Source organism: Streptomyces griseiscabiei (assembly GCF_020010925.1).
Lineage (GTDB): Bacteria > Actinomycetota > Actinomycetes > Streptomycetales > Streptomycetaceae > Streptomyces > Streptomyces griseiscabiei.
The window spans coordinates 589,736-615,458 of sequence record NZ_JAGJBZ010000003.1; the positions used below are offsets into that span (position 1 = coordinate 589,736).

Below are 25,723 nucleotides of genomic sequence, written 5' to 3' on the forward strand. Positions count from 1 at the left end.
GGTTTCTGATGCGTACAGCAGATGCAAGGGCAGATGCACGTGCACGCGCCCGAAATGGACCTCCCCATACCGCTTGCTCAACATTTCTTCTGTCCCCCTCCTTCGTGTACTCCCTCGCCCCGTCCGCCTCAACTGTTGAAGACTTTCCATTTCTGTAACCGGGCGAGTGCGGATCGGAGTGGTTTAGTGGCAGACTGCGGCCCTTGAAGAAGTTGGGGAGGCTGGACGAACGTGGGCGCCGGTGAATCGAGTGGGTCGGTGGTGAGGCGGATGCTGCTGGGCTCACACCTCAGGCGGTTGCGCGAGTCGCAGGGGATCACCCGTGAGAAGGCCGGGTACTCGATCCGCTCCTCGGAGTCGAAGATCAGCCGGATGGAACTCGGCCGGGTCAGCTTCAAGACCCGTGACGTGGAGGACCTGTTGACCCTCTACGGCGTCACCGACGAGACCGAGCGCACCTCCCTGCTCTCCCTGGCCAAGGAGGCCAATGTCGCCGGCTGGTGGCACAGCTACTCGGACGTCCTGCCGAGCTGGTTCCCCACCTATGTCGGCCTCGAAGCGGCGGCCCACCTCATCCGCAGCTACGAAGTCCAGTTCGTGCACGGTCTGTTGCAGACCGAGGCCTACGCCCACGCGGTCGTCTCCCGGGGTATGAAGGGCGCGAGCGAGGCCGAGATCGACAAGCGGGTCGCGCTGCGCATGGAGCGCCAGAAGTATCTGGTGGCCGAGAGCGCCCCGGAGTTCCACTGCGTCCTCGACGAGGCCGCGCTGCGCCGGCCGTACGGCGACCGTGAGGTGATGCGCGGTCAGCTCCAGCATCTGATCGAGATCTCGGAGCGCCCGAACGTCCGGATCCAGGTCATGCCGTTCAGCTTCGGCGGCCACTCCGGCGAGAGCGGCGCCTTCACCGTGCTGAGCTTCCCCGAGTCCGACCTCACCGACGTCGTCTATCTCGAACAGCTCACCAGCGCGCTCTATCTGGACAAGCGCGAGGACATCGCCCAGTACGAGCGGGCCATCCGGCAGCTCCAGGACGACAGCCCGTCCCCGGCCGAGAGCCGCGACCTGCTGCGGGGCCTGCTCCAGCTTTCCTGAGGGCTCCCGGTTCCCTGAGACTCTTCACAGAGTCTCCCGAGTAACTCTCCAACTCCCTTTACCCACCAGTACGATGACGGGTGATCAATCTTGATCGATGCCGACTGATTGAGGATCACATGTCGTCCTACTTCACCGACCTGGCCCAGCAGTACATCGGTGGCGAGTGGCGCCCGGGCTCAGGCTCCTGGGACATCATCGACTTCAACCCGTACGACGACGCGAAGCTCGCGTCGATCACCATCGCCACGGTCGATGAGGTGGACGAGGCCTACCGGGCCGCCCGGTCGGCCCAGAAGGAATGGGCCGAGGTCAACGCCTACGCGCGGCGCGCGGTCTTCGAGAAGGCCCTGAAGGTCATCGAGGAGCGCGAGCAGGAGATCACCGAGGTGATCATCGCCGAGCTCGGCGGGACCCACCTGAAGGCCGGGTTCGAACTGCACCTCGCCAAGGAGTTCCTGCGCGAATCGATTCAGCTCGCGCTGCGCCCCGAGGGCAGAATCCTTCCGTCGCCGATCGACGGCAAGGAGAACCGCCTCTACCGCGTGCCGGTCGGTGTCGTGGGCGTCATCAGCCCCTTCAACTTCCCCTTCCTGCTCTCGATCAAGTCGGTCGCCCCGGCCCTCGCCCTCGGCAACGGCGTCGTGCTGAAGCCGCACCAGAACACCCCGATCTGCGGTGGCACCCTGGTCGCGAAGATCTTCGAGGAGGCCGGCCTGCCCGGCGGGCTGCTCAATGTCGTCGTCACCGACATCGCCGAGATCGGCGACGCCTTCATCGAGCACCCCGTCCCCAAGCTGATCTCCTTCACCGGCTCCGACAAGGTCGGCCGCCATGTCGCCACCGTCGCCGCCGCCAACTTCAAGCGCACCATCCTCGAACTGGGCGGCAACAGCGCGCTGGTGGTCCTGGACGACGCGGACCTCGACTACGCCGTCGACGCGGCCGTCTTCTCCCGCTACGTCCACCAGGGCCAGGTCTGCATGGCCGCCAACCGTGTGCTCGTGGACCGCTCGGTCCAGGCCGAGTTCACCGAGAAGTTCGTGGCCAAGGTGAAGACCCTCAAGGTCGGCGACCCGAGCGACCCGGCCACGGTCATCGGCCCGGTCATCAACTCCTCCCAGGCGGACTCCCTCAAGGCCGTCGTGGAACAGGCCCTCGCCGAGGGCGCCACGGCGCTCGTCCACGGCACCACCACCGACAACCTGGTCGCGCCGTCCGTCCTCACCGACGTCCCCGCCGACTCCGCGCTCCTGCGCCAGGAGGTCTTCGGCCCGGTCGCCTTCCTCATCCCCTTCGACGGCGAGGAGGAGGCCGTCCGCATCGTCAACGACACCCCGTACGGCCTCAGCGGCGCCGTCCACACCGGGGACATCGAGCGGGGTGTCGCGTTCGCCAAGCAGATCGACACCGGCATGTTCCACGTCAACGACGGCACCGTGCACGACGAGCCGCTCGTCCCCTTCGGCGGCGAGAAGCACTCCGGCATCGGCCGCCTCAACGGCGAGACCACCGTGGACGCGTTCACCACCCAGAAGTGGATCTCGGTCCAGCACAAGCGGAGCTTCTTCCCCTTCTGAGCCTCCTCGTTGTGCGCTCGTGGGCGCTCCCCGGGCCCTTGCGGACAGAACCTGACCGCAAGGGCCCGTAGCTTCGTCGGTGTCAGAGGGGCTCTCCCGGAGCCCCCGGCCCGACGAGAGGCAGCCGGTCATGGTCATGCACGTGCGCGCGGAGGACACGGTCGACGAGCGCGGGGCGCTCCTCGCCTTCCTGGCGGAACAGCGCGGCGGTCTGCGCCGCTCGGTGCTCGGACTCACCGACGAGCAGGCGTCGGGCAAGCCGAGCGCCAGCGACCTCTCCCTCGCCGGGCTCGTCAAGCATGTCGCCGAGACCGAGCAGTGGTGGGTGGCCATGGCCAAGGGCGAGGAACCGGCCGTACGGCGGGACCCGTCGAACTGGCACGAGTGCTTCGTCCTGGTCGGCGACGAGACCGTGGAGTCCCAGCTCGCGTACGCCGAGAAGGTCGCCGCCGAGACGGAGGCCTTCCTGCGCACGGCGCCCAGCCTCGACGCCACCTTCGGGCTGCCGGACATGCCGTGGTTCCCGCCGGGCGAGCGGGTCTCCCTGCGCTGGCTGGCCCTCCACCTGATCCGCGAGACCGCCCGGCACGCCGGCCACGCCGACGTCATCCGCGAGTCGCTGGACGGCGCCACCGCCTTCGAGCTGGTGGCGAGGGAGCAGGGTACGAGCGGGGGGTGACCCCACGTGGTTCTACGCTGGGCCCATGTCAGCGATCCGTCTTCTCGTGCTCGGCGCGGTGCGCCAGCACGGGCGGGCCCACGGCTACCAGGTGCGCAACGACCTGGAGTACTGGGGCGCGCACGAGTGGTCCAACGCCAAGCCCGGCTCGATCTACCACGCCCTGAAGCAGATGGCGAAACAGGGACTGCTGCTCGCGCACGAGATCGCCCCCTCCACGGCGGGTGGGCCGCCCCGCACGGAGTACGAGATCACGCGGCAGGGCACCGAGGAGTACCTCAGGCTGGTGCGCGAGTCCCTCACGGCCTACGACCAGAAGCCGGACGTCCTCTCCGCCGGGCTGGGCTGCATGGTCGACCTCGGCCGGGAGGAGGTGCTCGGGCTCCTGGAGGAGCGGGTGCGCTCCATCGAGAAGTGGCGCAGGGCCGTCACCGAGTACTACATCCCCGAGGACGGCCCCGACCAGCTCGGCCACATCGGCGAGATCATGAACTTCTGGGTGCACTCCGCCGACTCGGGGGCCGAGTGGACCCGAGGCCTCATCGAGCGCGTCCGGGGCGGCGCCTACACCTTCGCGGGGGAGGGCGAACCGTTCGTCGGCGTCCTGGCGGAGGGCCAGGAGAACCCGTACGCGACGGGACGGCGGCACCCGGGGGACGACAGCTAATCAAGTTTGACCATCCGGCTCGGAGGCGTTACCTTCTCCGTCCGGATAGTCAAGTTTGACTAATGAGGGGGTCTCCATGGGCGATCGAGCGATCATGGTCGAAGGAGTCCGCAAGGCATACGGCGGCAAGGGCGGGAAGGCCGGCAAGGGCGGCAGCGGAGGGCGAGGCGGGAAGCCCGCCCTCGACGGACTCGACCTCCAGGTGGCGCGCGGCACCGTGCACGGCGTCCTCGGGCCGAACGGCGCGGGCAAGACCACCCTGGTCCGCATCCTGGCCACCCTGCTGCGGCCGGACGCCGGCCGGGTCGAGGTGGCGGGGCACGACGTGGTGGCACGCGCGCGTGAGGTGCGCTGCCGCATCGGCCTGCTGGGTCAGCACGCCGCGCTCGACGAGGAACTCGGCGGCCGGCAGAACCTGGAGATGTTCGGCCGGCTCTTCCACCTGGGCGCCCGCCCCGCGCGCGTGCGGGCCGACGAACTCCTGGCCCGGTTCGGCCTCGCCGACACCGGCCGCAAGGCCGTCAAGCAGTACAGCGGCGGGATGCGGCGCCGCCTCGACCTGGCCGCGTCCCTCATCACCGAACCGGAGGTGCTCTTCCTGGACGAGCCGACGACCGGCCTCGACCCGCGCGGCCGCACGGAGGTCTGGGACTCCGTCCGCTCCCTGGTCGGCGGCGGTACGACCGTGCTCCTCACCACCCAGTACCTGGAGGAGGCCGACCAGCTCGCCGACCGGATCTCGGTGGTCGACGGCGGCCGGGTCGTCGCCGACGGCACGGCGGACGAGCTGAAGACCCTGACCGGCGGCGACCGTATCGACGTGGTCCTGCGCGACGCGGGCCGACTGGGCGCGGCGGTGGCCCTGTTGCCGGTCCCCGAGGACGACATCACGGTCGACACCGACCGCCGCCGCCTCAGCGCCCCGGTCGCCGACCGGATGACCGCCCTGACCGCGGTCGTCCGCGCCCTCGCGGACGCCGGCATCGAGGCCGAGGACATCGCCCTGCGCCGCCCGACCCTGGACGAGGTCTTCCTGCACCTCACCGGGGACGACCGTACGAAGGAGGCCGTACGAGCATGACGACCGCGCACACCGCTCCGGGCGTACACGCCCTGACCGACTCCTGGACCATGACCCGCCGCGAACTCGCCCACTGGGCACGGCAGCCGGTGCAGCTGCTGGTGGGCCTGGTCTTCCCCGTGATGCTGCTGCTGATGTTCGGCTATCTGATCGGCGGCGGGCGCGGGGTGACCGGCGAGTACCTCGACTACCTGGTCCCCGGCATGCTCGCGCTCACCATGGCCTTCGGCCTGGAGGGCACGATGCTCGCCGTCACCCAGGACCTCAACAAGGGCGTGATCGACCGCTTCCGCTCGATGCCGATGACCAACGGCGCGGTCCTGGTGGGCCGTTCGGTCGCGGACATGCTCCAGTCGGCGGTGGGCCTGGCCGTCCTGCTCGCCGTGGCCTCCGCGCTCGGCTGGCGCGCGCACGCGGGCCCGGCCGCCTTCCTGGGCGCGGTGGGCCTGTTGCTCCTCTTCCGCTTCGCCATGCTGTGGATCGGCATCCACCTGGCGATGGTGGCCGGCCGCCCCGAACTCCTCACCGCCGTACAGATCCTGGTCTGGCCGATCGGCTTCCTCTCCAACGCCCTGGCCACCCCCGCCTCCATGCCCGGCTGGCTCGGCACGGTCGTCGACTGGAACCCGATGTCCCACACGGCCACAGCAGTCCGCCACCTCTTCGGCACCCCGGGCGCCGAAGCGGACCACCTCTGGACGGCGGTCGCCTGGCCCGTGGCCCTGCTGGCGATCTTCTTCCCGCTGGCGGTAAGCAAGTTCGCAGCTCTGAGCAAGTAACGACAGCTCCTGGAGAGGCAGGGGGCGAAGCCCCGCCTCTCCAGGGGCGCGGGGAACTGCGCGAGAACCCCCACGAACGGACGCCTGGGGGTCAAAGGGGCGCAGCCCCTTGAAGGGATGGGACGGGTAGGGGCGGCGGGGGCGAAAAACCCGGCCGTACCCCCTGCCACCTGCCCCCTGCCACCTAGTGATGGAACCCGGTGGCCGCCCCCTTGTCCCGGACCGCCGGCCCCGACTGCCGCCGAAGCTCGGGCAGCAACCGCCCCAGATCCTCCAGGAACAACCCCGCGAGATCGGACGTGAACCCGTTCCGGCACACCACCCGCAGCACCGACAGATCCTCCCGGTTCTCCGGAAAGGTGTACGCCGGCACCAGCCACCCCCTCTCCCGCATCCGCCGAGCCACATCGAACACGTCGTACGAGGAGATCCCCTCCTCCGTGGTGAACGCGAACACCGGCAACTCGTCCCCCCGCGTCAGCAACCGGAAGTCCCCGAGCTTGCCCACCTGCTCCGCGAGCCCGATCGCCACGTCCCGCGTCGACTGCTGCACCGCCCGGTACCCCTCCCGCCCGAGCCGCAGGAACGTGTAGTACTGCGCCACCACCTGCGCCCCGGGCCGGGAGAAGTTCAGCGCGAACGTGGGCATGTCCCCGCCCAGGTAGTTCACCCGGAACACCAGCTCCTCCGGCAGCTCCGCCGCGGACCGCCACAGCGCCCAGCCCACACCGGGGTACACCAGCCCGTACTTGTGCCCGGAGGTGTTGATCGACGACACCCGCGGCAGCCGGAAGTCCCACACCAGCTCCTCGTCGAGGAAGGGCGCGACCATGGCGCCGGACGCCCCGTCGACATGCACGGGCACATCCAGCCCCGTACGCTCCTGCAGCTCGTCGAGCGCCGCGCACAGCTCCGCGATCGGCTCGTACGACCCGTCGAAGGTCGACCCGAGGACGCCCACGACCCCGATGGTGTTCTCGTCGCAGAGCGCCGCGGCCGCCGCCGGGTCGAGATGGAACCGGTCGCCCTCCATCGGCACCTGCCGGGCCTCCACCTCCCAGAAGTTGCAGAACTTGTCCCAGCAGACCTGGACGTTGACCCCCATGACCAGGTTGGGCCGCGCGCCCCCGGAGGAGTACCGGTCGGCGTTGCGCTTGGCCCACCGCCGCTTGAGGGCCATCCCGGCGAGCATGCAGGCCTCGCTGGACCCGGTGGTCGAGCAGCCGACGGCGGCGCCTGGATCCGGCGCGTTCCACAGATCGGCGAGGATCGCCACGCACCGCCGCTCCAGCTCGGCCGTCCGCGGGTACTCGTCCTTGTCGATCATGTTCTTGTCCCGGCACTCACCCATCAGGACCCCGGCCTCGGGCTCCATCCAGGTGGTGACGAAGGTGGCGAGGTTCAGCCGCGAGTTGCCGTCCAGCATGAGTTCGTCGTGCACGACCTGGTACGCCGTGGCGGGGGCCAGCGGCGCGTTCGGGAGCCGGTGCTTGGGCGGGGCCTCGGTCATGTCGCCGACCGGGTTGGCCTGGCCGTAGAAGGGGTTCACGGCGACCCGGTGGTCGCCGTTCCGGTCGCGCCCGGCGTCCTGCGGGGCGTCGTTGTCCCATCGGTGCAGTGGCATGTCTTCGACGGTAGGTCGGCCGCCGGGGACTCGCACCTCACAGCTGTACGCCGGGGGCGCGAGGGGCCTGTGAGGATGATGTGCTCTTCGTATCCTCGGTCGATTACCCTGCCGAAGGCGCGCCACGTGACGCACACCGGGTGCGGCAAGGACGAACACGGCGGGCGGAGTTGAGCGTCCGGTGGACGCCGGGCGGTGACCGGGGAGGGACGGCGGGAGTGCCCACCCTCGACTACTTGATCAACGACCGGCCGTCGCTGCTGCTGCGGTTCCTGCAGCCGGGCCACGCGCCCCGCCACGGCGCGACCCGGGTCACCGAGGTCGTCGCCCGGCCGCTGTCCGGGCCGCCGCCCGCCGCACTCGATACTCCGTTCGAAAGCGGGACGCTGTTCCTGACCGTCCTGGACGCGACCGGCCCGGCGTCCTCCGCCGCCCCGGAGCCGCCCGCCCTGTCACCCTCCGCCGTCCGGGCCCTCGATCACCTGATCCGCCTCCTGGCCCGGCGGAAGGCGGCCGGCCTGGTGCTCGCCACCCCCGGCCACGCCCTGCCCGCCCTCCCCGAGGGCACCCTCGCCGCCGCGAACCGCCTGGCACTGCCCCTGCTGACGACCTCCGCCGAGCCCGGCGCCTGGGACGACGCCAACGAGGATCTGCGGCTGCGGCGCGCCCAGTACGCGGAACGCCAGGTCGAGCACCTCGACGGTCTCCTCAACCGCCTCCCGGCCCGCCTCGCCGACCCCACCGCGACCCGGCGCATCGCCGACTGGCTCTCCGTGACCCTGGACGCCGAGGTCCTCGTCACCTCGGCCCGCCGGGGCATCCTCGCCGCCGCCCCCGACGGCGCCGCCACGACCCTGGCCCACGTCACCACCAGCGCGCCCGGCGCACGCCCGTCACCGCCGGGCGCCCCCGGCGACGCCCCCCGGCACACCCGGATCGTGTCCATCTCCCCAGGAGCCCCAGGAGCCCCAGGAGCCCCAGGCACCTCGGGGTCCTCGGGGTCCTCGGGACCCTCCGCATCCGAGGCACCCCCGGGCCCCGCCGACGAGGCCCGGCTCGCCATCGCCTCCCGCACCCCCTTCGACAGCGCGGGCGCGGCCCTGATCCAGCACGCGGCGAAGCTCCTCGGGCTGTGCGACCAGGCCCGCCGGGAGCACCAGGTCAGGACCGAGACCCCGCGAGCGGTACGGCACGCCGCGTTCCAGCTGCTCATGCGGGGCGAGACGGTGCTGGCGCAGGTCGTCTACACGGGCGCCGCCCAGGCCCTGCTGGACACCGACACGGCCCGGGTCTTCGTCGTCGACACGGGCCCGCAGGAGCGCGAGGCCACCCTCGGCTGGTGCGAGCGGGCCCTCGCCGACCAGGCGATCGTGTCCGCCTGCCCGGGCAAACCGAAGCACATCCTCGTCCTCGACCCCGCCCCGGAGGGCGACGGCGTCGAGACGGTCCTCAAGGAGATGATCGCGGCCCGCCGGGGTCATCTGATGGGCCAGAGCCGGCCGTACCCGATCGCGGAGACGGCCGTCGGCTATCTGGAGGCGCTGACGGCGGTCGGCGACGCCGCCGGGACGCCGCACCGCATCAGGCTGGGCGGCGCCAGGGCCAAGTTCGCCCCCCTGCTCCCCAGGCGGCAGGCGCAACGCTGGGCGGCGGCCCTGATGGCCCCGCTGCTGGACGACTTCCCGGGCCGGGGCGATGAGCGGAAGCTGCTGCTGGAGACCCTCCCGACCGCCCTCAGCTTCAAGCACACGGAGGCCGCCGGCGGCCTCGGCGTCCACCGGAACACCATCACCCAGCGCCTCGACCGAGCGGGCCGGATCCTCTCCCTCGACCTGCGCGGCTCGGCCAACGACCGCGTCCTGACCCTCCTCGCCCTCGACATCCTCGCCCTCCCGCACCCGCCCGCCGCGGGGCCCGGGCCGACCGAGGCCTCCGACCCGCCGGAGGCTCCGGACTTCGCCGCGCTGATGGCCGCCGGGGTCGCGGACGGCGGTCCCACGGCCTGGGCGGAGGAGCGGCTGCGTCCCGTCCGGGCCGATCAGCGCGGCCTCGTCGAGACCCTCTGCGTCTGGCTGGAGAACAACCTCGGCACCAGGGAGACCGCCCGCGCCCTGGGCATCTCCGAGGCCACCGTCCGCAACCACACCCGGGACGCCGCCGCCCTCCTCGGCATGGACTTCTCCACCAGGATGGTCGGCATCACCGACACCGACGTGGTGACCGTCGCCGACATCGCCCTCGCCCTGCACGTCCTGCTGGGCCGCCCGGCCCTGACCCAGCCGCCCCGTCCCGCGAGGGCCGAGCGAAACGCCTGACCCGCACCCCCGTGCCGGGCCGAGCGTCTCGTCCACGGACCCACCGTAGGGAGATCTCCGCCGACGGGCCATCGCACATATGCACAGTCCACGGGCCGCGGGCTTCGCGTTGTGCACAGTGAGACGCGTGTGACCGGTGAGCAACGCACCGCCGGAGACTTGCACCTCACGCCACGTGAGGCCCCAGCCTGGACCACGTACCGAGCAGCGGGACGAAGAAGGGAAGGAGAGCGGAGGCATGGGTCACACCGTGGGACAGGTGGCGGGCTTCGCCGGCATCACGGTGCGCACGCTGCACCACTACGACGAGATCGGCCTGCTCGTACCGAGCGAGCGCACCCACGCGGGGCACCGCCGCTACGGCGACGACGACCTCGACCGGCTCCAGCAGATCCTGTTCTACCGGGAACTCGGCTTCCCCCTCGACGAGGTCGCGACCCTGCTCGACGATCAGGCCGCCGGGAGAACGGACCCGCGGGTGCATCTGCGCCGTCAGCACGAACTGCTGACCGCCCGGATCGAGAAGCTTCGGAAGATGGCCGTGGCCGTCGAACACGCCATGGAGGCACGCAAGATGGGCATCGATCTCACCCCCGAGGAACGGTTCGAGGTCTTCGGCGACAAGGATCCCGAGCAGTACGCCGAGGAGGCGGAACAGCGCTGGGGCGGCACGGACGCGTACGCCGAGTCGCAGCGCCGCACCGCCAGGTACACCAAGGACGACTGGAAGCGGATGCGGGACGAGGTGGCCGACTGGGGCGCGCGCTACGACGCCCTGATGACGGCCGGTGAGGAGCCGCACGGCGAGGCGGCCATGGACATGGCCGAGGAACACCGGCGGCACATCTGCGCCTGGTTCTACGACTGCCCGTACGACATGCACCAGGGCCTCGGCGAGATGTACGTCTCCGACGAGCGCTTCAAGGCGTTCTACGACGCCATGCGCCCCGGACTCGCCGAACACCTGCGGGACGCGATCGACGCCAACGCGGCCCGGCGGCGCCCCTGACCCACGGCCGCTCGCCCGGCTGACCGCACAGCTTGGTCTCAGTGCGGCCACAGGGCACTCTGGAGGAACCGGTGGAACCTAGTGGGGTGACCGTGCGTTGATAGCTTTGGTCACCCCTATGGGTCGCCCCCACTTTCTCTCACCCCCCAGGAGCCCGGAACCGTGCAGACGATCGCCCTCGGACCGAGTTGGCTGGATCCGGACTACCTGATCAACTCGTTCGGCATCTGGGGCCTGCTCCTGATCGTGTTCGCCGAGTCCGGCCTGTTCTTCGGGTTCTTCCTGCCCGGTGACTCGCTGCTGTTCACGGCGGGCATGCTGATCGCCACCGATGTGCTGGACTTCCCGCTCTGGGCAGCCATCGTCCTGATCTGCGTCTCCGCGATCCTGGGCGACCAGGTGGGCTACATGTTCGGCAAGAAGGTCGGCCCGTCGCTCTTCAGCCGGCCCGACTCCCGCTTCTTCAAGCAGGAGAACGTCACCAAGGCCCACGAGTTCTTCGAGAAGCACGGCCCCAAGTCGCTGGTCCTGGCCCGCTTCGTGCCCATCGTCCGGACGTTCACGCCGATCATCGCGGGCGTCAGCGGCATGCGGTACCGCACGTTCCTGGTCTTCAACGTCGTCGGTGCCATCCTCTGGGGCGCGGGCGTCACCCTCCTCGGCTCCTGGCTCGGCAAGATCGAGTTCGTCAGGACCAATATCGAGGCGATGCTCCTGCTCATCGTCTTCGTCTCGGTGCTGCCGATCATCATCGAGCTCCTCAAGGCGAGGAAGGCGAAGAAGAACCAGCCCGAGCCCGGTCAGCAGACCCCGGCCGCCGGCCCGCCGGTCATGGACGACGCCACGACCCAGCTCCGCCGCATCCCCCCGACCGACCCCCAACAGCAGCCGTACGACCCCAACCAGGGCTATGGCAACCAGGGTTACGACAACCAGGGCTACGGCGACCAGCAGCAGGGCTACCAGGACGCCTACGGCTACCAGCAGCCCCAACAGCAGCCGTACGCCCAGCAGTACCCCCAGTCCAACCAGTACCCCCAGCCCAACCAGTACCCCCAGCCCGACAACCAGCAGGGCTACCAGGGTCAGGGCCAGGGCCAGGACTACCCGCGCTACTGACCGATCAGGCCACCCCACCCGCGCTCCTGCCACCACGGAGCGCGGGTGCTTTGCTTTTGAGGGGCGCGGGGCTGTGTCGATCCGCGGCTCCGCCGCGTGGGCGCGATCAGCCGCAGCCGACCCGCAGCCGCCGACATCCAGCAGCCCTGTCGCTGTCAGGCACCCGGCGCTAGAAGCCCCGCGTCCTCTTCGCAGCCTTACGCCCGACCCGCGCGGCGCCCGGCAGGAACAACCGGAACAGCTCGGACCCGAGGTTCACCCCGATCGCGATGGCCATCGCCAGCGCCGCCGCCTTCGTCAGCGACACCAAGCCCGCGTCCACATCGTTCTGCGCGAACCCCAACAGCCCGAAGTACGTGGCCGATCCCGGCAGCAGGGGCCCGATCGCCGCGGTCGTGTACGGCAGCGCGGAGGCGAACCGGTAGCGCGACAGCAACTGCCCGAACAGCCCCACCAGCCCGGCCGCCACCGCCGTGGAGGCGACGGGCGAGATGTCGCCCGCGTCGTGCATCGCCCCGTAGACGGCCCACGCCACACCCCCGTTGAGGGTCACCGCGAGCACGGTGGATCGTTCCTGCTGGAGCAGGACCGCGAAGGTCAGCGACAGCAGCATCGACGCTCCGAGCTGCAGCCACGGCCGGTCCGCGCTGCCGAGCGCCGCGTCCGGGTTCAGCTCGGCCCCCAGCTTCACGCCGAAGTACAGGACCAGCAGCACCCCCACCACGATGCCCACGAAGAGGTACATGACCTCCAGGAGCCGGGCGGAGGCGGTGATGTAGAAGCCGGTCAGCCCGTCCTGCACGCCCGCCACCAGCGCCCGTCCGGGCAGCAGGGCGAAGAGCCCACCGGTGATCACGGCGGACGCCTCCACGTCCACGTGCGTCACGGTCAGCGCCACCCCGATCGCCGCCGGGGGCATCGCCGCCACCAGGAACTGGTAGAACTCCGGCAGCCCCCGCCCCGAGCACAGCCAGGCCAGCCGGTCGCCGAGCATCGCGCCCAGCGCCGCGGCCACGAAGACGACCACCCCACCGCCGACCAGCACGGACGCCGCGCCCGCCAGCAGCCCGCTCGCCACGGTCAGCGCCCAGCCGGGGTACGGGTGCCGGTTGCGCCGCATCTCCGCGAGCCGCCGGTACGCCTCCTCCAGCGAGATCGCGCTCTCCGGGTCGCTGAGGTCGTCCACCAGATGGAAGACGGCCGCGAGCCGGGTGTAGTCGGTCGCCCGGCGCCGGACGATCCGGGACGCCGTGACCGGGTCGTCCACCAGCGACGGCTGATAGGTGACCGACAACTGGGTGAACGTCACCGTCGGCTCGCAGCGGTCGAGACCGTAGGACCGGCACACGGCGAACATCGCCGCCTCCACGTCCTCCGCGCCCTCGCCGCCCGCGAGCAGCAGTTCACCGATGCGCAGCGTGAGGTCGAGCACACGCGGCACCGCGGGCCCCGACTCGCCCTCCGTACGCGCCGAGGGCTCCGGCGCGGGCCGCTCCGCCACCGGCATCCGCAGCATCGTGCGCATCCGGTCCTGCCAGGGCACGTCCTTGGTCAGACTGACCGCCGGAATCCCGCCGGCCGGTGTGAACGCCGCCGGCGCGTGCCGCGCGCTGTAGGTCCGCGGCACGCTGAACGCGGACCCCTCCTGCTCCGCCACCACCGGCTCGGGCGGCGCGAGCCCCTCCGGCAGGGCGAACTCCGAGGTCGTCTGCGCCTCGGACTCCACCGGCGCGGCCGGCACGTCCAGCCCGGCCGGCACCGCGAACTCCGAGGTCACCGACGCGTCGCCGTCGATCCCCAGCACGACGCCCACCGGCACGAACGTGCCGCCCGCCTCGTCCGACCCCGGCTTGCGGTCCTCGTCCGCCCCGCCGTTCCCGGGCTCCGTCACTCCCACTCCGCCGCGCTCCCTGTACGACACCTCGGTACGCCTCAGTATGCGCACCGACACGCACCGGTACGCGAACGGGCCGCGCGTCCCTCAAGGGGACACACGGCCCGTTCGTGGAATCGGCCCGGCCCGAGGGCCGGGAAGATCAGGCGGGATCAGTGACCGCCCTGCTCCTTGAAGCGCTTGTACGACTTCTCGACCTCGGCCTCGGCGTCGGCGCGGCCGACCCAGTCGGCGCCCTCGACGGACTTGCCGGGCTCCAGGTCCTTGTAGACCTCGAAGAAGTGCTGGATCTCCAGACGGTCGAACTCCGACACGTGGTGGATGTCACGCAGGTGCTCCTGGCGCGGGTCCGTCGCCGGCACGCAGAGCAGCTTGTCGTCCCCGCCGGCCTCGTCCGTCATCCGGAACATGCCGATCGCCCGGCACTTGATGAGGCAGCCCGGGAACGTCGGCTCGTCCAGGATGACCAGCGCGTCCAACGGGTCGCCGTCCTCGCCGAGGGTGTTCTCGACGAAGCCGTAGTCGGTCGGGTAGGCGGTCGAGGTGAAGAGGCGACGGTCCAGGCGGATCCGACCGGTCTCGTGGTCCACCTCGTACTTGTTCCGCGAACCCTTCGGAATCTCGATCGTGACGTCGAACTCCACCGGTGACTCCTCCATGATCAACACATAGTTCTGGTGGTTAAGTGTCCCTCACGCAGGTGTGTGATCGCGAAAGGGGCTGGTGGTCGTGCGGGAGCCGAAGGTCTGGCGGGCCGCGAGACCGCGCGTGCTGCGGGTGGTGCACGGCGCGAAGCCGGGGATCGCGCGCGTCACGCGCGCCGTGAAGCCCGGTGCCGCGCGCGTCGCACAGGCGGTGAAACCCGGCGTCGTACGCGTCACGAGCGCCGTCACGGCACGCTCTTCGCAGCTCGCGGGGAGCACGAAGAAGCTCACGACCCTCCAGTTCACCGCCGGCGCGGCCACCCTGGGGCTGGTGTTCTCGGCCGGGGCGGTGGCCGCCGCCGGACCCTGGGACTCCTCCGGTCAGCGTACGGCCGAGCGCGACTGGGCGGCATCGCGCGACAGCCAGGGTGGCGCAGATCACGGACGCGGTTCCGGTGCCGCGGCGGGGGCGCCCAAGCCCGCGCCGAGCGCCCCCTCGGTGCTCGCCGGCCTCGGCGGCGCCTCCGGCGCGGACACCGCGCCCGCGTCCGCCGCCCTGACGGCCGCCCTCGACCCGTTCCTGAAGTCACCCGTCCTCGGCCCCCGCGTCGCCGCCGTCGTCGTCGACGTCGAGACCGGCGAGCAGCTGTACTCCCGGAACGCGGACGACGCGCTGACCCCCGCCTCCACCACCAAGATCGCCACGGCGGTCGCGGCGCTCTCGGCGCTCGGCCCCGACCACCGCGTCGGGACCCGGACGGTCCTGGACCCGGACTCCGCCGAGGTCGTCCTCGTCGGCGGCGGCGACCCCACCCTCACCGCCCACAAGGACACCAAGGGCTACGCGAGCCTGCGCACCCTCGCCGACCGGACGGCCGCCGCCCTCGACAAGCGTCACCTGAACGAGGTCACCCTCACCTACGACACCTCCCTCTACAAGGGCCCCGAGCAGCACACCATCGGCGTGAACCCCAACCTCGCCCTGGTCGTGCCCCTGATGGCCGACGAGGCCCGTCTCGACGGCTCGTCCAGCGGCAGCACGGACCGGGACCCCGACCCGGCGGGCGCGGCGACCGCGACATTCGCGGACCTCCTGGAGGAGCGGGGCATCAAGGCGAAGACCGAGGGCTCCGCCGAAGCCGCGAAGGACGCGAAGCAGCTCGCCGAGGTCTCCTCCCCGCCCCTGTCCACCCTGGTCGAGCGCATGCTCACCGAGAGCGACAACGACATCGCCGAGGCCCTCGCCCGGCACATCGCGCTCGCGGCGGGCGAGAAGCCGAGCTTCGAGGGCGGCGCGGCGGCCATCAAGAAGGAGCTCAAGAAGCTCGAAGTGCCCCTGACCGGGGTCGAGTTCGCCGACGGCAGCGGCCTCAGCCGGGGCAACGAGCTGACCCCCGCCCTCCTCACCGCCCTCCTGGCCAAATCCGCGTCCGCCTCCCACCCCGAACTCCGCCCCGTCCTCACCGGCCTCCCCGTGGCCGGCTTCACCGGCACCCTGCGCACCCGCTACACCGACGACGCCACCGGCACCGGCGTCGTCCGCGCCAAGACCGGCACCCTCAGCAACGTCAACACCCTCGCCGGCACGGTCGTCGACGCCGACGGCCGCCTCCTCGCCTTCGCCTTCCTGGCCACGGAGACGGACCTCGCCGACACGGACGCCGCCAAGAAGGCCCTCACCGACGCCACCTCGACCCTGGCGACCTGCGGCTGCCGCTGAGAGGGGAAGGCAGGGGCGTAGCCCCAAGCCTTCAGGGGCGCGGGGAACTGCGCGACCAGCCCCCACCCACCCGCACGTACCCACGAACCCCCAGGCACCCCCCACCCCACGCCCTGCCCCAAGCGGCAGCGCTCCCGTACGGTTGACGACATGACTCGTATCGGTGGTGCCGAGATGGTCGACTGGAATCTCGCGGTGGCGACCGCGACCCGGCTCGTGCGGCCGGGCCCCGAGGTGAGCCGCGACGAGGCCAGGGCCATCGTCGCCGAGCTCCGCCGGCACGCGAAGGCCTCGGAGGAACACGTCCGCGCCTTCACCCGGATGCTGCCCGACACCGGTGACGACACCCCCGTCCTGGTCGTCGACCGCCCCGGCTGGGTCCGGGCCAACGTCGCCGGGTTCCGGGAACTGCTGAAGCCGCTGCTGGACAAGATGCAGGAACGTCGCGGCAACACCCCGGGCGGCGCCGTCCTCGGCGCGGTCGGCGGCAAGGTCACCGGCGTCGAACTGGGCATGCTCCTGTCGTTCCTGGCCTCCCGGGTGCTCGGCCAGTACGAGACGTTCGCCCCGGCCACCCGCGAACTCCCGGCGGGGGAGAACGGCGGCGGCCGGCTGCTCCTCGTCGCGCCGAACATCGTGCACGTGGAGCGCGAACTCGACGTACAGCCCCATGACTTCCGCCTCTGGGTCTGTCTGCACGAGGAGACGCACCGCACGCAGTTCACGGCCGTCCCCTGGCTGCGGGACCACCTGGAGGGCGAGATCCAGTCGTTCCTGGGGGAGACCGAGGTCGACCCCACGACCTTCCTGGAGCGCATCCGGGAGGCCGCCCAGTCACTCGCGGGTGGCCGTCCCGAGGGAGAGGTGGGCGACGACGGTCACTCGATCGTGGAGTTGGTGCAGACCCCCGCCCAGCGCGAGATCCTCGGCCGGCTGACCGCCGTGATGTCCCTCCTGGAGGGCCACGCCGACTTCGTGATGGACGGCGTCGGCCCGGCCGTCGTGCCCTCGGTCGCCGAGATCCGCGAGAAGTTCCAGCAGCGCCGAGCCAAGGGCGCCTCCCGTCTGGACCAGGCGCTGCGCAAACTGCTGGGCCTGGACGCCAAGCTCAGGCAGTACCGGGACGGTGAGCGGTTCGTACGGGCGGTCGTCGAACAGGTCGGCATGGACGGTTTCAACCGGGTGTGGACCTCCCCGAACACCCTGCCGACCAAGGCGGAGATCGCCAAACCGGCGGACTGGGTCGCGCGGGTGCATCGCAAGGCGGATTCGTGAGCCGCGCGTGAGCGTGGTGAACGAATCCGGCCGACGGCAGGCGAACGCTCCTCCAATCACCCGTCCGAGGGACCGTGAGCGAGGGGTAGGCGTGCAATGCTCGGGGAACGGCCCGGTTCTGTCACCATCTACACACTCTGAGTGACCGAACCCGGGCTCACCCCCCGACAACTTCATGAAGGGAACCGGACATGGGTCCCCACCCCGCGGTCGCGGCGATACGCCTGGCGGTCCGCCGCGTACTCCACGACCTCCTCACCGAACACCACACGAACACCACCCTGCACGCGCCCGCACACGCGACCCACGGCGCGCCGTCCGGCGTGCTCTCGGCCGCGGGCGCGCAAGCGGTGCCCGCGCCCCCCACGGCCGTACCCCCCGCGGCCGTACCCGTCGAGGTCAGGCGCGGCGGCTCCGCGCGCCCGGGCCCCGGCCGGGCCGGATCCACCGCGGACGAGCGGCCGCTCGTGCTCGTGGCGTGCTCCGGCGGCGCCGACTCCATGGCGCTCGCCTCCGCCCTCGCCTTCGAGGCGCCCAGGCTCGGCGTCCGCGCCGGCGGCGTCACCGTCGACCACGGTCTGCAGCCCGGCTCCGACCTGCGCGCCGAGGAAGTCGCCCTGCGCCTGACGGAACTCGGCCTGGACCCGGTCGAGTCCGTGGCCGTGACCGTCGGCCGCGACGGCGGCCCCGAGGCCGCCGCCCGGGACGCCCGCTACGGCGCCCTCGACGCCGCGCTGGAACGCCACGGCGGCACCGCCGTGCTCCTCGGTCACACCCGCGACGACCAGGCCGAAACCGTCCTGCTCGGTCTCGCCCGCGGCTCCGGCATCCGCTCCCTGTCCGGTATGGCCGCGGTCTCGGGGGCCGACGGCCGCTACCGCCGCCCCTTCCTCCAGCTCGACCGGCAGACCGCCCGCAAGGCGTGCATGGTCCAGTCGCTGCCCGTGTGGGACGACCCGCACAACGCCGATCCCGCCTACACACGGTCGCGGCTGCGGCACGAGGGGCTGCCCGCCCTGGAGAAGGCGCTCGGCAAGGGCGTCGTCGAGGCCCTCGCCCGGACGGCCCAGCTCTCCCGGGACGACGCCGACGCCCTCGACACCTGGGCCCGTCAGGCCGAGGCGTCCGTGCGGGACGCCGCGGGCCTGCTGGAGTGCGCGAAGCTCTACGCCCTGCCGCCCGCCGTGCGCCGCCGGATCCTGCGCCGGGCCGCCATCGAGGCCGGTGCTCCGGCGGGTTCCCTCTTCGCCCGGCACATCGAGGAGGTCGACCGCCTCATCACCGGCTGGCGCGGTCAGGGGGCCATCAATCTCCCCGGCCGGGTCGTCGCCCAGCGCCAGGGTGGCAGACTGGTGATTCGGCAAGGCTGAATCCGGACGCCGAAGGGGCCCCTCACCCGGGCCCCGATCCCCCGCACGGGACGCGGGCGTCCGGCAGCGGCCCTGGGACGACCGAAAGTGATGCGGGTGGACGCGAAAGACATGGGCACCGACCTCAAAGAGGTGCTCATCACCAAGGAAGAGATCGACGCGAAGCTGGTCGAGCTGGCCGCGAAGATCGACGCGGAGTACGCGGGCAAGGACCTGCTGATCGTCGGAGTCCTCAAGGGCGCGGTGATGGTCATGGCGGACCTCGCCCGGGCGCTGTCCACCCCGGTCACGATGGACTGGATGGCCGTGTCCTCCTACGGAGCGGGCACCCAGTCCTCGGGTGTGGTGCGGATCCTCAAGGACCTCGACACCGACATCAAGGGCAAGCACGTCCTGATCGTCGAGGACATCATCGACTCGGGGCTGACGCTGTCCTGGCTGATCTCCAACCTCGGCTCCCGTGAGCCCGAGTCCCTGAAGATCTGCACGCTGCTGCGCAAGCCCGACGCCGCCAAGGTCGCCATCGACGTGGAGTGGGTCGGCTTCGACATCCCCAACGAGTTCGTCGTGGGGTACGGCCTCGACTTCGCCGAGAAGTACCGCAACCTCCCGTTCGTCGGTACGCTCGCGCCCCACGTCTACGGCGGTTGAACCGGCTCGGGCCGACCCCCGTAAGACGCTCGGGAACCCCAGCGGGTTTCGCGCCGTTGGAGCATGCGAGGACGGGATCGCCGACAGTCCCCTGCGGCTTCGGGTGACAATGCTGGGGTACCGTCCGAAGAGCAGTCTGTAAAAGTCTTTATCAAACTCACTATGGCAGGAGGGACGGGGCGGCACCGCTCCGTATGGATGGACGTGAAGCGATACTTCCGTGGGCCAGTCATGTGGATCGTGCTGGCCGTCCTTGCCGTGGTCGTGTTGATGCAGGTCGTCGGCTCGTCCGGCGGCTACAAGACGGTGGACACCGGCCAGGTGGTCCAGGCGATCAATGACAACAAGGTCAAAGAAGCCAAACTGACCACCGGCGAAGAGCAGCTCCTCAAGGTGCAGCTCAAGGACGGCCAGAAGATCGAGGGCAGCTCGAAGATCCAGGCGAGCTACATCGGCGACCAGGGCGTCACCCTCGCCAACACCCTGCAGGACAAGTTCCAGAACAAGCAGATCCCCGACGGCTACACGGTCTCCCCGACCAAGCAGAACGCTTTCGTCGGCATCCTGCTGTCTCTGCTCCCCTTCGTCCTGATCGTGGTCGTCTTCCTGTTCCTGATGAACCAGATGCAGGGCGGCGGCTCCCGGGTCATGCAGTTCGGGAAGTCCAAGGCCAAGCTCATCACCAAGGACACCCCGAAGACGACGTTCGCGGACGTCGCCGGTGCGGACGAGGCCGTCGAGGAACTCCACGAGATCAAGGAGTTCCTGCAGGAGCCGGCCAAGTTCCAGGCCGTCGGCGCCAAGATCCCGAAGGGTGTGCTGCTCTACGGCCCGCCCGGTACGGGCAAGACGCTGCTGGCGCGTGCCGTCGCCGGCGAGGCGGGCGTCCCCTTCTACTCGATCTCCGGTTCCGACTTCGTCGAGATGTTCGTCGGTGTCGGTGCCTCCCGGGTCCGTGACCTGTTCGAGCAGGCCAAGGCGAACGCCCCGGCGATCGTCTTCGTCGACGAGATCGACGCGGTCGGCCGCCACCGCGGCGCCGGCCTCGGCGGTGGTCACGACGAGCGCGAGCAGACGCTGAACCAGCTGCTCGTCGAGATGGACGGCTTCGACGTCAAGGGCGGTGTGATCCTCATCGCCGCGACGAACCGCCCGGACATCCTCGACCCGGCGCTGCTGCGCCCGGGCCGCTTCGACCGTCAGATCGCCGTGGACCGCCCGGACATGCAGGGCCGTCTGGAGATCCTCAAGGTCCACCAGAAGGGCAAGCCGGTCGCGCCCGACGTCGACCTCGGCGCCGTCGCCCGCCGCACCCCCGGTATGACGGGTGCCGATCTCTCCAACGTCCTGAACGAGGCCGCGCTCCTGACGGCCCGCAGCGACAAGAAGCTGATCGACAACCACATGCTGGACGAGGCGATCGACCGTGTGATCGCGGGCCCGCAGAAGCGGACCCGGATCATGTCCGACAAGGAGAAGAAGATCACCGCGTACCACGAGGGCGGACACGCCCTGGTCGCGGCGGCCTCACCGAACTCCGACCCGGTCCACAAGATCACCATCCTGTCCAGAGGGCGCGCCCTCGGGTACACGATGGTCCTGCCGGACGAGGACAAGTACTCGACCACCCGTAACGAGATGCTCGACCAGCTCGGCTACATGATGGGTGGCCGCGCCGCCGAGGAACTGGTCTTCCACGACCCGACCACCGGCGCCGCGAACGACATCGAGAAGGCCACCGGTCTGGCCCGCGCGATGGTCACGCAGTACGGCATGACCGAGCGTCTCGGCGCCATCAAGTTCGGCGGCGACAACACCGAGCCGTTCCTCGGACGTGAGATGGCTCACCAGCGTGACTACTCGGAAGAGGTCGCCGCGCTGGTGGACGAGGAAGTCAAGAAGCTCATCGAGAACGCGCACAACGAGGCCTGGGAGATCCTGGTCGAGAACCGCGACGTCCTCGACAACCTGGTGCTTCAGCTGCTGGAGAAGGAGACGCTGGGCAAGGAGCAGATCGCCGAGATCTTCTCCGCCATCGTCAAGCGTCCGGCCCGGCCCGCCTGGACCGGCTCCTCCCGCCGCACCCCCTCCACCCGTCCGCCGGTGCTCTCCCCCCGGGAGCTGGCACTGACGAACGGCGCGAACGGCGCGACGCCGGCGATCACCACCAAGGCGCCCGTCGACGCGACGCCGGAGGAGAGCCCGGAGAGCTGATGCCCCACCGGTGAGAACCGGCCACCGGGAGCCCCGGCTCCCGGCCCCGCCGCCTCACCCATCCCGGAATGGATGCCGCGCCCCCCTGGAATTAGCCTGGGGGGCGCGGCATTTCCGTATGGCCACGACATGGGCGGAACGTGGCCGAAAGGTGAGACGCGTAGTCCGTACGCGTCGCAGGTTCAGGAACGAGGCACGTCATGACCGATCCCGTGACACTGGACGGTGACGGCACCGTCGGCGAGTTCGACGAGAAGAGAGCCGAGAACGCCGTACGGGAGCTGCTGATCGCGGTCGGTGAGGACCCCGACCGGGAGGGGCTCAGGGAGACACCGGCGCGGGTGGCGCGGGCGTACAAGGAGATCTTCGCGGGACTGTGGCAGCGGCCGGAGTCCGTGCTGACCACGACGTTCGACCTCGGGCACGACGAGATGGTGCTGGTGAAGGACATCGAGGTGTACAGCACCTGCGAACACCATCTGGTGCCGTTCCGGGGCGTCGCCCATGTCGGGTACATCCCGTCCACCAGCGGAAAGATCACCGGTCTGTCGAAGCTGGCACGGCTCGTGGACGTCTACGCCCGGCGCCCGCAGGTCCAGGAGCGGATGACGACGCAGATCGCCGACTCGCTGATGGAGATCCTGGAGCCGCGCGGGGTGATCGTGGTCGTGGAGTGCGAGCACATGTGCATGTCGATGCGGGGCATCCGCAAGCCCGGCGCCAAGACCATAACGTCGGCGGTGCGCGGCCAGCTCAGGGACGCGGCGACCCGGAACGAGGCGATGAGCCTCATCATGGCCCACTGACCACCCCCTAGGCTGGGCGTATGAGCAAGCAGAACCGGCGCGGCCAGGTGGCCGGAATGCCCGGGTGGGACCGTTGCGCGGTCATGGGAGTCGTCAATGTCACCCCGGACTCCTTCTCCGACGGCGGTCGCTGGTTCGACACCACGGCCGCGGTCAAGCACGGCCTGGACATGGTCGCGGAGGGCGCGGACCTGGTGGACGTGGGCGGTGAGTCGACCCGCCCCGGGGCCACCCGCGTCGACGAGGCCGAGGAGCTCAAGCGGGTCGTCCCCGTCGTGCGGGGGCTGGCCTCCGAGGGCGTGGTCGTCTCCGTGGACACCGTGCGCGCCGTCGTCGCCGAGCAGGCGCTCGCGGCGGGCGCCACCCTCGTCAACGACGTCAGCGGCGGCCTCGCCGACCCCGCGATGATCCCGGTGGTCGCCGACGCGGGCGCCCCCTTCGTGGTGATGCACTGGCGGGGCTTCATGCAGGGCGGCGCCAACGTCAAGGGCGTCTACGAGGACGTCGTCGCCGAGGTGCTGGACGAACTGCGTGTGCGGGTGGAGGCGGTGCTGGAGGGCGGTGTCGCGGCGGACCGGGTGATCGTCGACCCGGGCCTCGGCTTCTCCAAGGACGCCGAGCACGACCTCGCCCTGCTCGCCCGGCTCGACCGGCTGCACGGCCTCGGCCGGCCCCTGCTGGTCGCCGCCTCCCGCAAGCGGTTCCTCGGCCGGGTCCTGGCGGGGCCGGAGGGCGCCCCGCCGCCCGCCCGGGAACGGGACGCCGCCACGGCCGCCGTGTCGGCCCTGGCCGCCCAGCAGGGCGCCTGGGCGGTCCGGGTGCACGAGGTCCGCGCCACCGCCGACGCGGTCCGGGTGGCCCGCGCCATCGAAGGGGCCCGCGAGCGGTGAGCGCCCCCCACCTCGACGTCGAACAGGTCGAACTCGCCAACCGCGCCTTCTACGAGGCGATGGAACAGGGCGACTTCGAGACGCTCTCCTCGCTCTGGCTGAGCCCGGCCGACGTGGGCGTGGACGAGGAGTACCACGACCCCGCCGACACCGGGGTGATCTCCTGCGTCCACCCCGGCTGGCCGGTCCTCACCGGGCGCGGCGAGGTGCTGCGGTCGTACGCGCTGATCATGGCGAACACCGAGTACATCCAGTTCTTCCTCACCGATGTGCATGTGTCGGTCACCGGGGACACCGCGCTCGTCACCTGCACCGAGAACATCCTCAGCGGGGGGCCCGCGCCGGACGGCGGGGACGAGCTGGGGCCGCTGGTGGGGCAGCTGGTGGTCGCCACGAACGTGTTCTGCCGCACGTCCGACGGCTGGAAGCTCTGGTCGCACCACGGCTCCCCGGTCCTGACCGAATCCGATGACGACGAGGGGGACGAGTCACCCTCCTGAGCGGGTAGGCGGGGGGAACGCCCGGTGAACCCTGCCGGTACACGGGTGGACCCGAGCCGTCGTGGGTGAGCGCTGTCGGTGCTCGCAGGTAGATTCGAAGGGGCCGGTGTGCCGCTCGCACATCCGCGCATACGGAAGTCACCGGTGGGACACCGGTCGGCATCGGCCGTCGTCGACGATCGTCAGGAGTGATTCGCGTGGATCGTGTCGCGCTGCGCGGCCTCAGGGCCCGTGGGTACCACGGGGTGTTCCCGCACGAGCGGGAGGAGGGCCAGACCTTCGTCGTGGACCTCACGCTCGGCCTGGACACCCGGCCGGCCGCGGCCGACGACGACCTGGCGAAGACCGTGCACTACGGGATCGTGGCGGAGGAGGTCGTCGCCGTCGTCGAGGGCGAGCCGGTGAACCTCATCGAGACCCTCGCCGAGCGCATCGCCCAGGCGTGCCTGAAGTACGAGGGGGTCCAGGAGGTCGAGGTCGCCGTGCACAAACCGAACGCGCCGATCACCGTCCCCTTCGACGACGTGACCGTCACCATCACCCGGAGCCGAGTATGACCGCGTCGTTCTTCACCGAGGGTCAGAGCGACCCGACCGTACAGCCGGTGCCCGCCTCCGTCGTGCGGAAGGTGGACGAGGCCGACACCACCCTGCACAACCCCCGCCGGGCCGTGCTCTCCCTCGGCTCGAACCTGGGCAACCGGCTGGAGAACCTCCAGGGCGCCATCGACGCGCTGGAGGACACCCCCGGCGTCCGGGTCAAGGCCGTGTCCCCGGTGTACGAGACCGAGCCGTGGGGGGTGGCGCCGGGCAGCCAGCCCTCGTACTTCAACGCGGTGGTCGTGCTGAAGACCACCCTGCCGCCGTCCTCCCTGCTGGAGCGGGCCCAGGCCGTCGAGGAGGCCTTCCACCGGGTGCGGGACGAGCGCTGGGGGCCGCGCACCCTGGACGTCGACATCGTGGCGTACGCGGACGTCGTCTCCGACGACCCGGCGCTGACCCTGCCGCACCCGCGCGCGCACGAGCGGGCCTTCGTCCTCGCCCCCTGGTACGACGTCGAGCCGGAGGCCCGGCTCGCCGGGCGGGGCCCGGTCGCCGCGCTTCTGGACGAGGTCACCGGCGAGGGCGTCTCGCCCCGCGCCGACCTGGAACTCCACCTGCCCGAGTAGTCGTTAAGGTCTACCGGGTCGGGATCATCCCCGACACCGTCGGGACCACCGGCCGGGCCGACCGTCCGGCGCCCGTGGACCCGGCTTCCGTGGACCATCGGGCTCGTCGAAGGGGCATCGTGAAAGAGCTGCGCATCAGGACGCTGGCCGCGGTGTTCGTGGTGGCGGGGGTGCTGTCCTGGGCGGGGGCCCGGCTGTGGAACTCGGTGGGCACCCTGCCGAGCGTCCCACTGGCCGCGCCCATCGTGCTCGCCCTGATCGCCGCCGTGCTGACGGCCACCGCGCTGTCCCTGCGGGCCCGGCTCAAGGCCCAGCGGGAGCGCCGGCCGGACGCCAAGGGCGTGGAGCCCCTGATGGCCGCCCGCGCCGTCGTCTTCGGCCAGGCCAGCGCCCTGGTCGCCGCGCTCGTCGCCGGGATGTACGGCGGTGTCGGCGCCTTCCTCCTGGAGTACCTGGACGTCCCGGCCCGCCGCGACCAGGCCATCTACGCCGGGTTCTCCGTCCTCGCGGGCCTCGGCGTCATAGTGGCCGCCTTCTTCCTGGAGCGGGTCTGCAAGCTCCCGGAGGACGACGACACGGGCGGCGGGGCGGCCCGGGCCACCTGAACGCCGGGCCCGCGCCCTCCCCGCGGCCTCACGGCTCG

Annotated in this window: 23 protein-coding genes; 20 read left to right on the forward strand and 3 right to left on the reverse strand. The window is 71.0% G+C overall.

Annotated features, from left to right (window positions below):
- The first annotated feature begins 270 nt into the window (after positions 1 to 270).
- The 6 genes from J8M51_RS36465 (at position 271) to J8M51_RS36490 (ending at position 5,881) form a co-directional block, all read left to right on the forward strand.
- Positions 271 to 1,095, forward strand: a complete 825-nt coding sequence (locus J8M51_RS36465; protein ID WP_086757353.1) for a helix-turn-helix domain-containing protein — start codon at positions 271 to 273, stop codon at positions 1,093 to 1,095.
- Positions 1,096 to 1,214: 119 nt separating this feature from the next.
- Entirely contained in the window at positions 1,215 to 2,675 is a 1,461-nt protein-coding gene (locus J8M51_RS36470; protein WP_086757350.1) for an aldehyde dehydrogenase family protein, read from the forward strand.
- 130 nt (positions 2,676 to 2,805) lie between these two features.
- Positions 2,806 to 3,354, forward strand: coding sequence for a DinB family protein (locus J8M51_RS36475; RefSeq protein WP_086757348.1), 549 nt, complete (start codon positions 2,806 to 2,808; stop codon positions 3,352 to 3,354).
- Positions 3,355 to 3,379: 25 nt separating this feature from the next.
- Positions 3,380 to 4,021 (forward strand): PadR family transcriptional regulator, encoded by a 642-nt coding sequence (locus J8M51_RS36480; protein ID WP_086757346.1) that lies wholly within the window; start codon positions 3,380 to 3,382, stop codon positions 4,019 to 4,021.
- Positions 4,022 to 4,097: 76 nt separating this feature from the next.
- The gene (locus J8M51_RS36485) at positions 4,098 to 5,102 is read left to right on the forward strand and encodes an ATP-binding cassette domain-containing protein (protein WP_086757344.1); all 1,005 of its coding nucleotides are present in this window, start codon (positions 4,098 to 4,100) and stop codon (positions 5,100 to 5,102) included.
- The gene (locus J8M51_RS36490; protein WP_086757343.1) at positions 5,099 to 5,881 is read left to right on the forward strand and encodes an ABC transporter permease; all 783 of its coding nucleotides are present in this window, start codon (positions 5,099 to 5,101) and stop codon (positions 5,879 to 5,881) included. The genes J8M51_RS36485 and J8M51_RS36490 overlap by 4 nt, the downstream gene beginning before the upstream one ends.
- A 184-nt stretch (positions 5,882 to 6,065) precedes the next feature.
- Here the strand turns inward: J8M51_RS36490 and J8M51_RS36495 are convergent, their stop codons facing one another.
- Complete coding sequence (locus J8M51_RS36495) at positions 6,066 to 7,505, reverse strand: glutamate decarboxylase (RefSeq protein ID WP_086756641.1); 1,440 nt, start codon at positions 7,503 to 7,505, stop codon at positions 6,066 to 6,068.
- Between the two features lie 218 nt (positions 7,506 to 7,723).
- On the opposite strand from J8M51_RS36495, the gene J8M51_RS36500 reads away from it, so the two are divergent.
- The 3 genes from J8M51_RS36500 to J8M51_RS36510 all read left to right on the forward strand — a co-directional run bounded on the left by J8M51_RS36500 (position 7,724) and on the right by J8M51_RS36510 (position 11,948).
- Positions 7,724 to 9,820 carry a PucR family transcriptional regulator gene (locus J8M51_RS36500; protein ID WP_267299800.1) on the forward strand — a complete coding sequence of 699 codons (2,097 nt, stop codon included), beginning with the start codon at positions 7,724 to 7,726 and terminating at the stop codon, positions 9,818 to 9,820.
- A gap of 238 nt (positions 9,821 to 10,058) precedes the next feature.
- Positions 10,059 to 10,829 (forward strand): MerR family transcriptional regulator, encoded by a 771-nt coding sequence (locus tag J8M51_RS36505; RefSeq protein WP_086757927.1) that lies wholly within the window; start codon positions 10,059 to 10,061, stop codon positions 10,827 to 10,829.
- A 162-nt stretch (positions 10,830 to 10,991) separates the two neighbouring features.
- Complete coding sequence (locus J8M51_RS36510) at positions 10,992 to 11,948, forward strand: DedA family protein (protein WP_086757925.1); 957 nt, start codon at positions 10,992 to 10,994, stop codon at positions 11,946 to 11,948.
- 169 nt (positions 11,949 to 12,117) lie between these two features.
- Here the strand turns inward: J8M51_RS36510 and J8M51_RS36515 are convergent, their stop codons facing one another.
- On the reverse strand, positions 12,118 to 13,839 hold the full coding sequence (locus tag J8M51_RS36515) for a threonine/serine exporter family protein (protein WP_179203206.1): 1,722 nt from the start codon (positions 13,837 to 13,839) through the stop codon (positions 12,118 to 12,120).
- 155 nt (positions 13,840 to 13,994) lie between these two features.
- Positions 13,995 to 14,486: an inorganic diphosphatase gene (locus J8M51_RS36520; RefSeq protein WP_045562613.1), complete on the reverse strand. Its 492-nt coding sequence runs from the start codon at positions 14,484 to 14,486 to the stop codon at positions 13,995 to 13,997.
- A gap of 79 nt (positions 14,487 to 14,565) precedes the next feature.
- Here J8M51_RS36520 and dacB point away from each other — a divergent pair, with 79 nt between their 5' ends.
- The 11 genes from dacB (at position 14,566) to J8M51_RS36575 (ending at position 25,685) form a co-directional block, all read left to right on the forward strand.
- Entirely contained in the window at positions 14,566 to 16,206 is a 1,641-nt protein-coding gene (gene dacB / locus J8M51_RS36525; protein ID WP_086757923.1) for a D-alanyl-D-alanine carboxypeptidase/D-alanyl-D-alanine endopeptidase, read from the forward strand.
- Positions 16,207 to 16,356: 150 nt separating this feature from the next.
- Positions 16,357 to 17,481 (forward strand): zinc-dependent metalloprotease, encoded by a 1,125-nt coding sequence (locus J8M51_RS36530; protein ID WP_086753285.1) that lies wholly within the window; start codon positions 16,357 to 16,359, stop codon positions 17,479 to 17,481.
- 191 nt (positions 17,482 to 17,672) lie between these two features.
- Positions 17,673 to 18,851, forward strand: a complete 1,179-nt coding sequence (gene tilS / locus J8M51_RS36535) for a tRNA lysidine(34) synthetase TilS (RefSeq protein ID WP_086753287.1) — start codon at positions 17,673 to 17,675, stop codon at positions 18,849 to 18,851.
- Between the two features lie 90 nt (positions 18,852 to 18,941).
- The gene (hpt, locus tag J8M51_RS36540; protein WP_086753289.1) at positions 18,942 to 19,502 is read left to right on the forward strand and encodes a hypoxanthine phosphoribosyltransferase; all 561 of its coding nucleotides are present in this window, start codon (positions 18,942 to 18,944) and stop codon (positions 19,500 to 19,502) included.
- Between the two features lie 198 nt (positions 19,503 to 19,700).
- On the forward strand, positions 19,701 to 21,716 hold the full coding sequence (gene ftsH, locus J8M51_RS36545; protein WP_216591040.1) for an ATP-dependent zinc metalloprotease FtsH: 2,016 nt from the start codon (positions 19,701 to 19,703) through the stop codon (positions 21,714 to 21,716).
- Between the two features lie 200 nt (positions 21,717 to 21,916).
- Positions 21,917 to 22,522 carry a GTP cyclohydrolase I FolE gene (gene folE, locus J8M51_RS36550; protein ID WP_086757309.1) on the forward strand — a complete coding sequence of 202 codons (606 nt, stop codon included), beginning with the start codon at positions 21,917 to 21,919 and terminating at the stop codon, positions 22,520 to 22,522.
- 20 nt (positions 22,523 to 22,542) lie between these two features.
- Positions 22,543 to 23,412, forward strand: coding sequence for a dihydropteroate synthase (gene folP / locus J8M51_RS36555; RefSeq protein WP_086757311.1), 870 nt, complete (start codon positions 22,543 to 22,545; stop codon positions 23,410 to 23,412).
- Positions 23,409 to 23,912 carry a nuclear transport factor 2 family protein gene (locus tag J8M51_RS36560; protein ID WP_086757313.1) on the forward strand — a complete coding sequence of 168 codons (504 nt, stop codon included), beginning with the start codon at positions 23,409 to 23,411 and terminating at the stop codon, positions 23,910 to 23,912. Before folP ends, J8M51_RS36560 begins: the two co-directional genes overlap by 4 nt.
- A gap of 197 nt (positions 23,913 to 24,109) precedes the next feature.
- Entirely contained in the window at positions 24,110 to 24,469 is a 360-nt protein-coding gene (gene folB, locus J8M51_RS36565; protein WP_086757315.1) for a dihydroneopterin aldolase, read from the forward strand.
- Positions 24,466 to 25,080, forward strand: a complete 615-nt coding sequence (gene folK, locus J8M51_RS36570) for a 2-amino-4-hydroxy-6-hydroxymethyldihydropteridine diphosphokinase (protein ID WP_086757317.1) — start codon at positions 24,466 to 24,468, stop codon at positions 25,078 to 25,080. Before folB ends, folK begins: the two co-directional genes overlap by 4 nt.
- Positions 25,081 to 25,199: 119 nt before the next feature.
- Positions 25,200 to 25,685 (forward strand): DUF3180 domain-containing protein, encoded by a 486-nt coding sequence (locus J8M51_RS36575; RefSeq protein ID WP_086757319.1) that lies wholly within the window; start codon positions 25,200 to 25,202, stop codon positions 25,683 to 25,685.
- Positions 25,686 to 25,723 lie beyond the last annotated feature (38 nt).

Excerpts from the sequence above, each read along its gene's own strand:
- J8M51_RS36465 (WP_086757353.1), top strand. The coding sequence starts at position 271 with ATGCTGCTGGGCTCACACCTCAGGCGGTTGCGCGAGTCGCAGGGGATC.
- J8M51_RS36470 (WP_086757350.1), top strand. The coding sequence starts at position 1,215 with ATGTCGTCCTACTTCACCGACCTGGCCCAGCAGTACATCGGTGGCGAG.
- J8M51_RS36475 (WP_086757348.1), top strand. The coding sequence starts at position 2,806 with ATGGTCATGCACGTGCGCGCGGAGGACACGGTCGACGAGCGCGGGGCG.
- J8M51_RS36480 (WP_086757346.1), top strand. The coding sequence starts at position 3,380 with ATGTCAGCGATCCGTCTTCTCGTGCTCGGCGCGGTGCGCCAGCACGGG.
- J8M51_RS36485 (WP_086757344.1), top strand. The coding sequence starts at position 4,098 with ATGGGCGATCGAGCGATCATGGTCGAAGGAGTCCGCAAGGCATACGGC.
- J8M51_RS36490 (WP_086757343.1), top strand. The coding sequence starts at position 5,099 with ATGACGACCGCGCACACCGCTCCGGGCGTACACGCCCTGACCGACTCC.
- J8M51_RS36495 (WP_086756641.1), bottom strand. The coding sequence starts at position 7,505 with ATGCCACTGCACCGATGGGACAACGACGCCCCGCAGGACGCCGGGCGC.
- J8M51_RS36505 (WP_086757927.1), top strand. The coding sequence starts at position 10,059 with ATGGGTCACACCGTGGGACAGGTGGCGGGCTTCGCCGGCATCACGGTG.
- J8M51_RS36530 (WP_086753285.1), top strand. The coding sequence starts at position 16,357 with ATGACTCGTATCGGTGGTGCCGAGATGGTCGACTGGAATCTCGCGGTG.
- tilS (WP_086753287.1), top strand. The coding sequence starts at position 17,673 with ATGGGTCCCCACCCCGCGGTCGCGGCGATACGCCTGGCGGTCCGCCGC.
- hpt (WP_086753289.1), top strand. The coding sequence starts at position 18,942 with ATGCGGGTGGACGCGAAAGACATGGGCACCGACCTCAAAGAGGTGCTC.
- ftsH (WP_216591040.1), top strand. The coding sequence starts at position 19,701 with ATGGACGTGAAGCGATACTTCCGTGGGCCAGTCATGTGGATCGTGCTG.
- folE (WP_086757309.1), top strand. The coding sequence starts at position 21,917 with ATGACCGATCCCGTGACACTGGACGGTGACGGCACCGTCGGCGAGTTC.
- folP (WP_086757311.1), top strand. The coding sequence starts at position 22,543 with ATGAGCAAGCAGAACCGGCGCGGCCAGGTGGCCGGAATGCCCGGGTGG.
- folK (WP_086757317.1), top strand. The coding sequence starts at position 24,466 with ATGACCGCGTCGTTCTTCACCGAGGGTCAGAGCGACCCGACCGTACAG.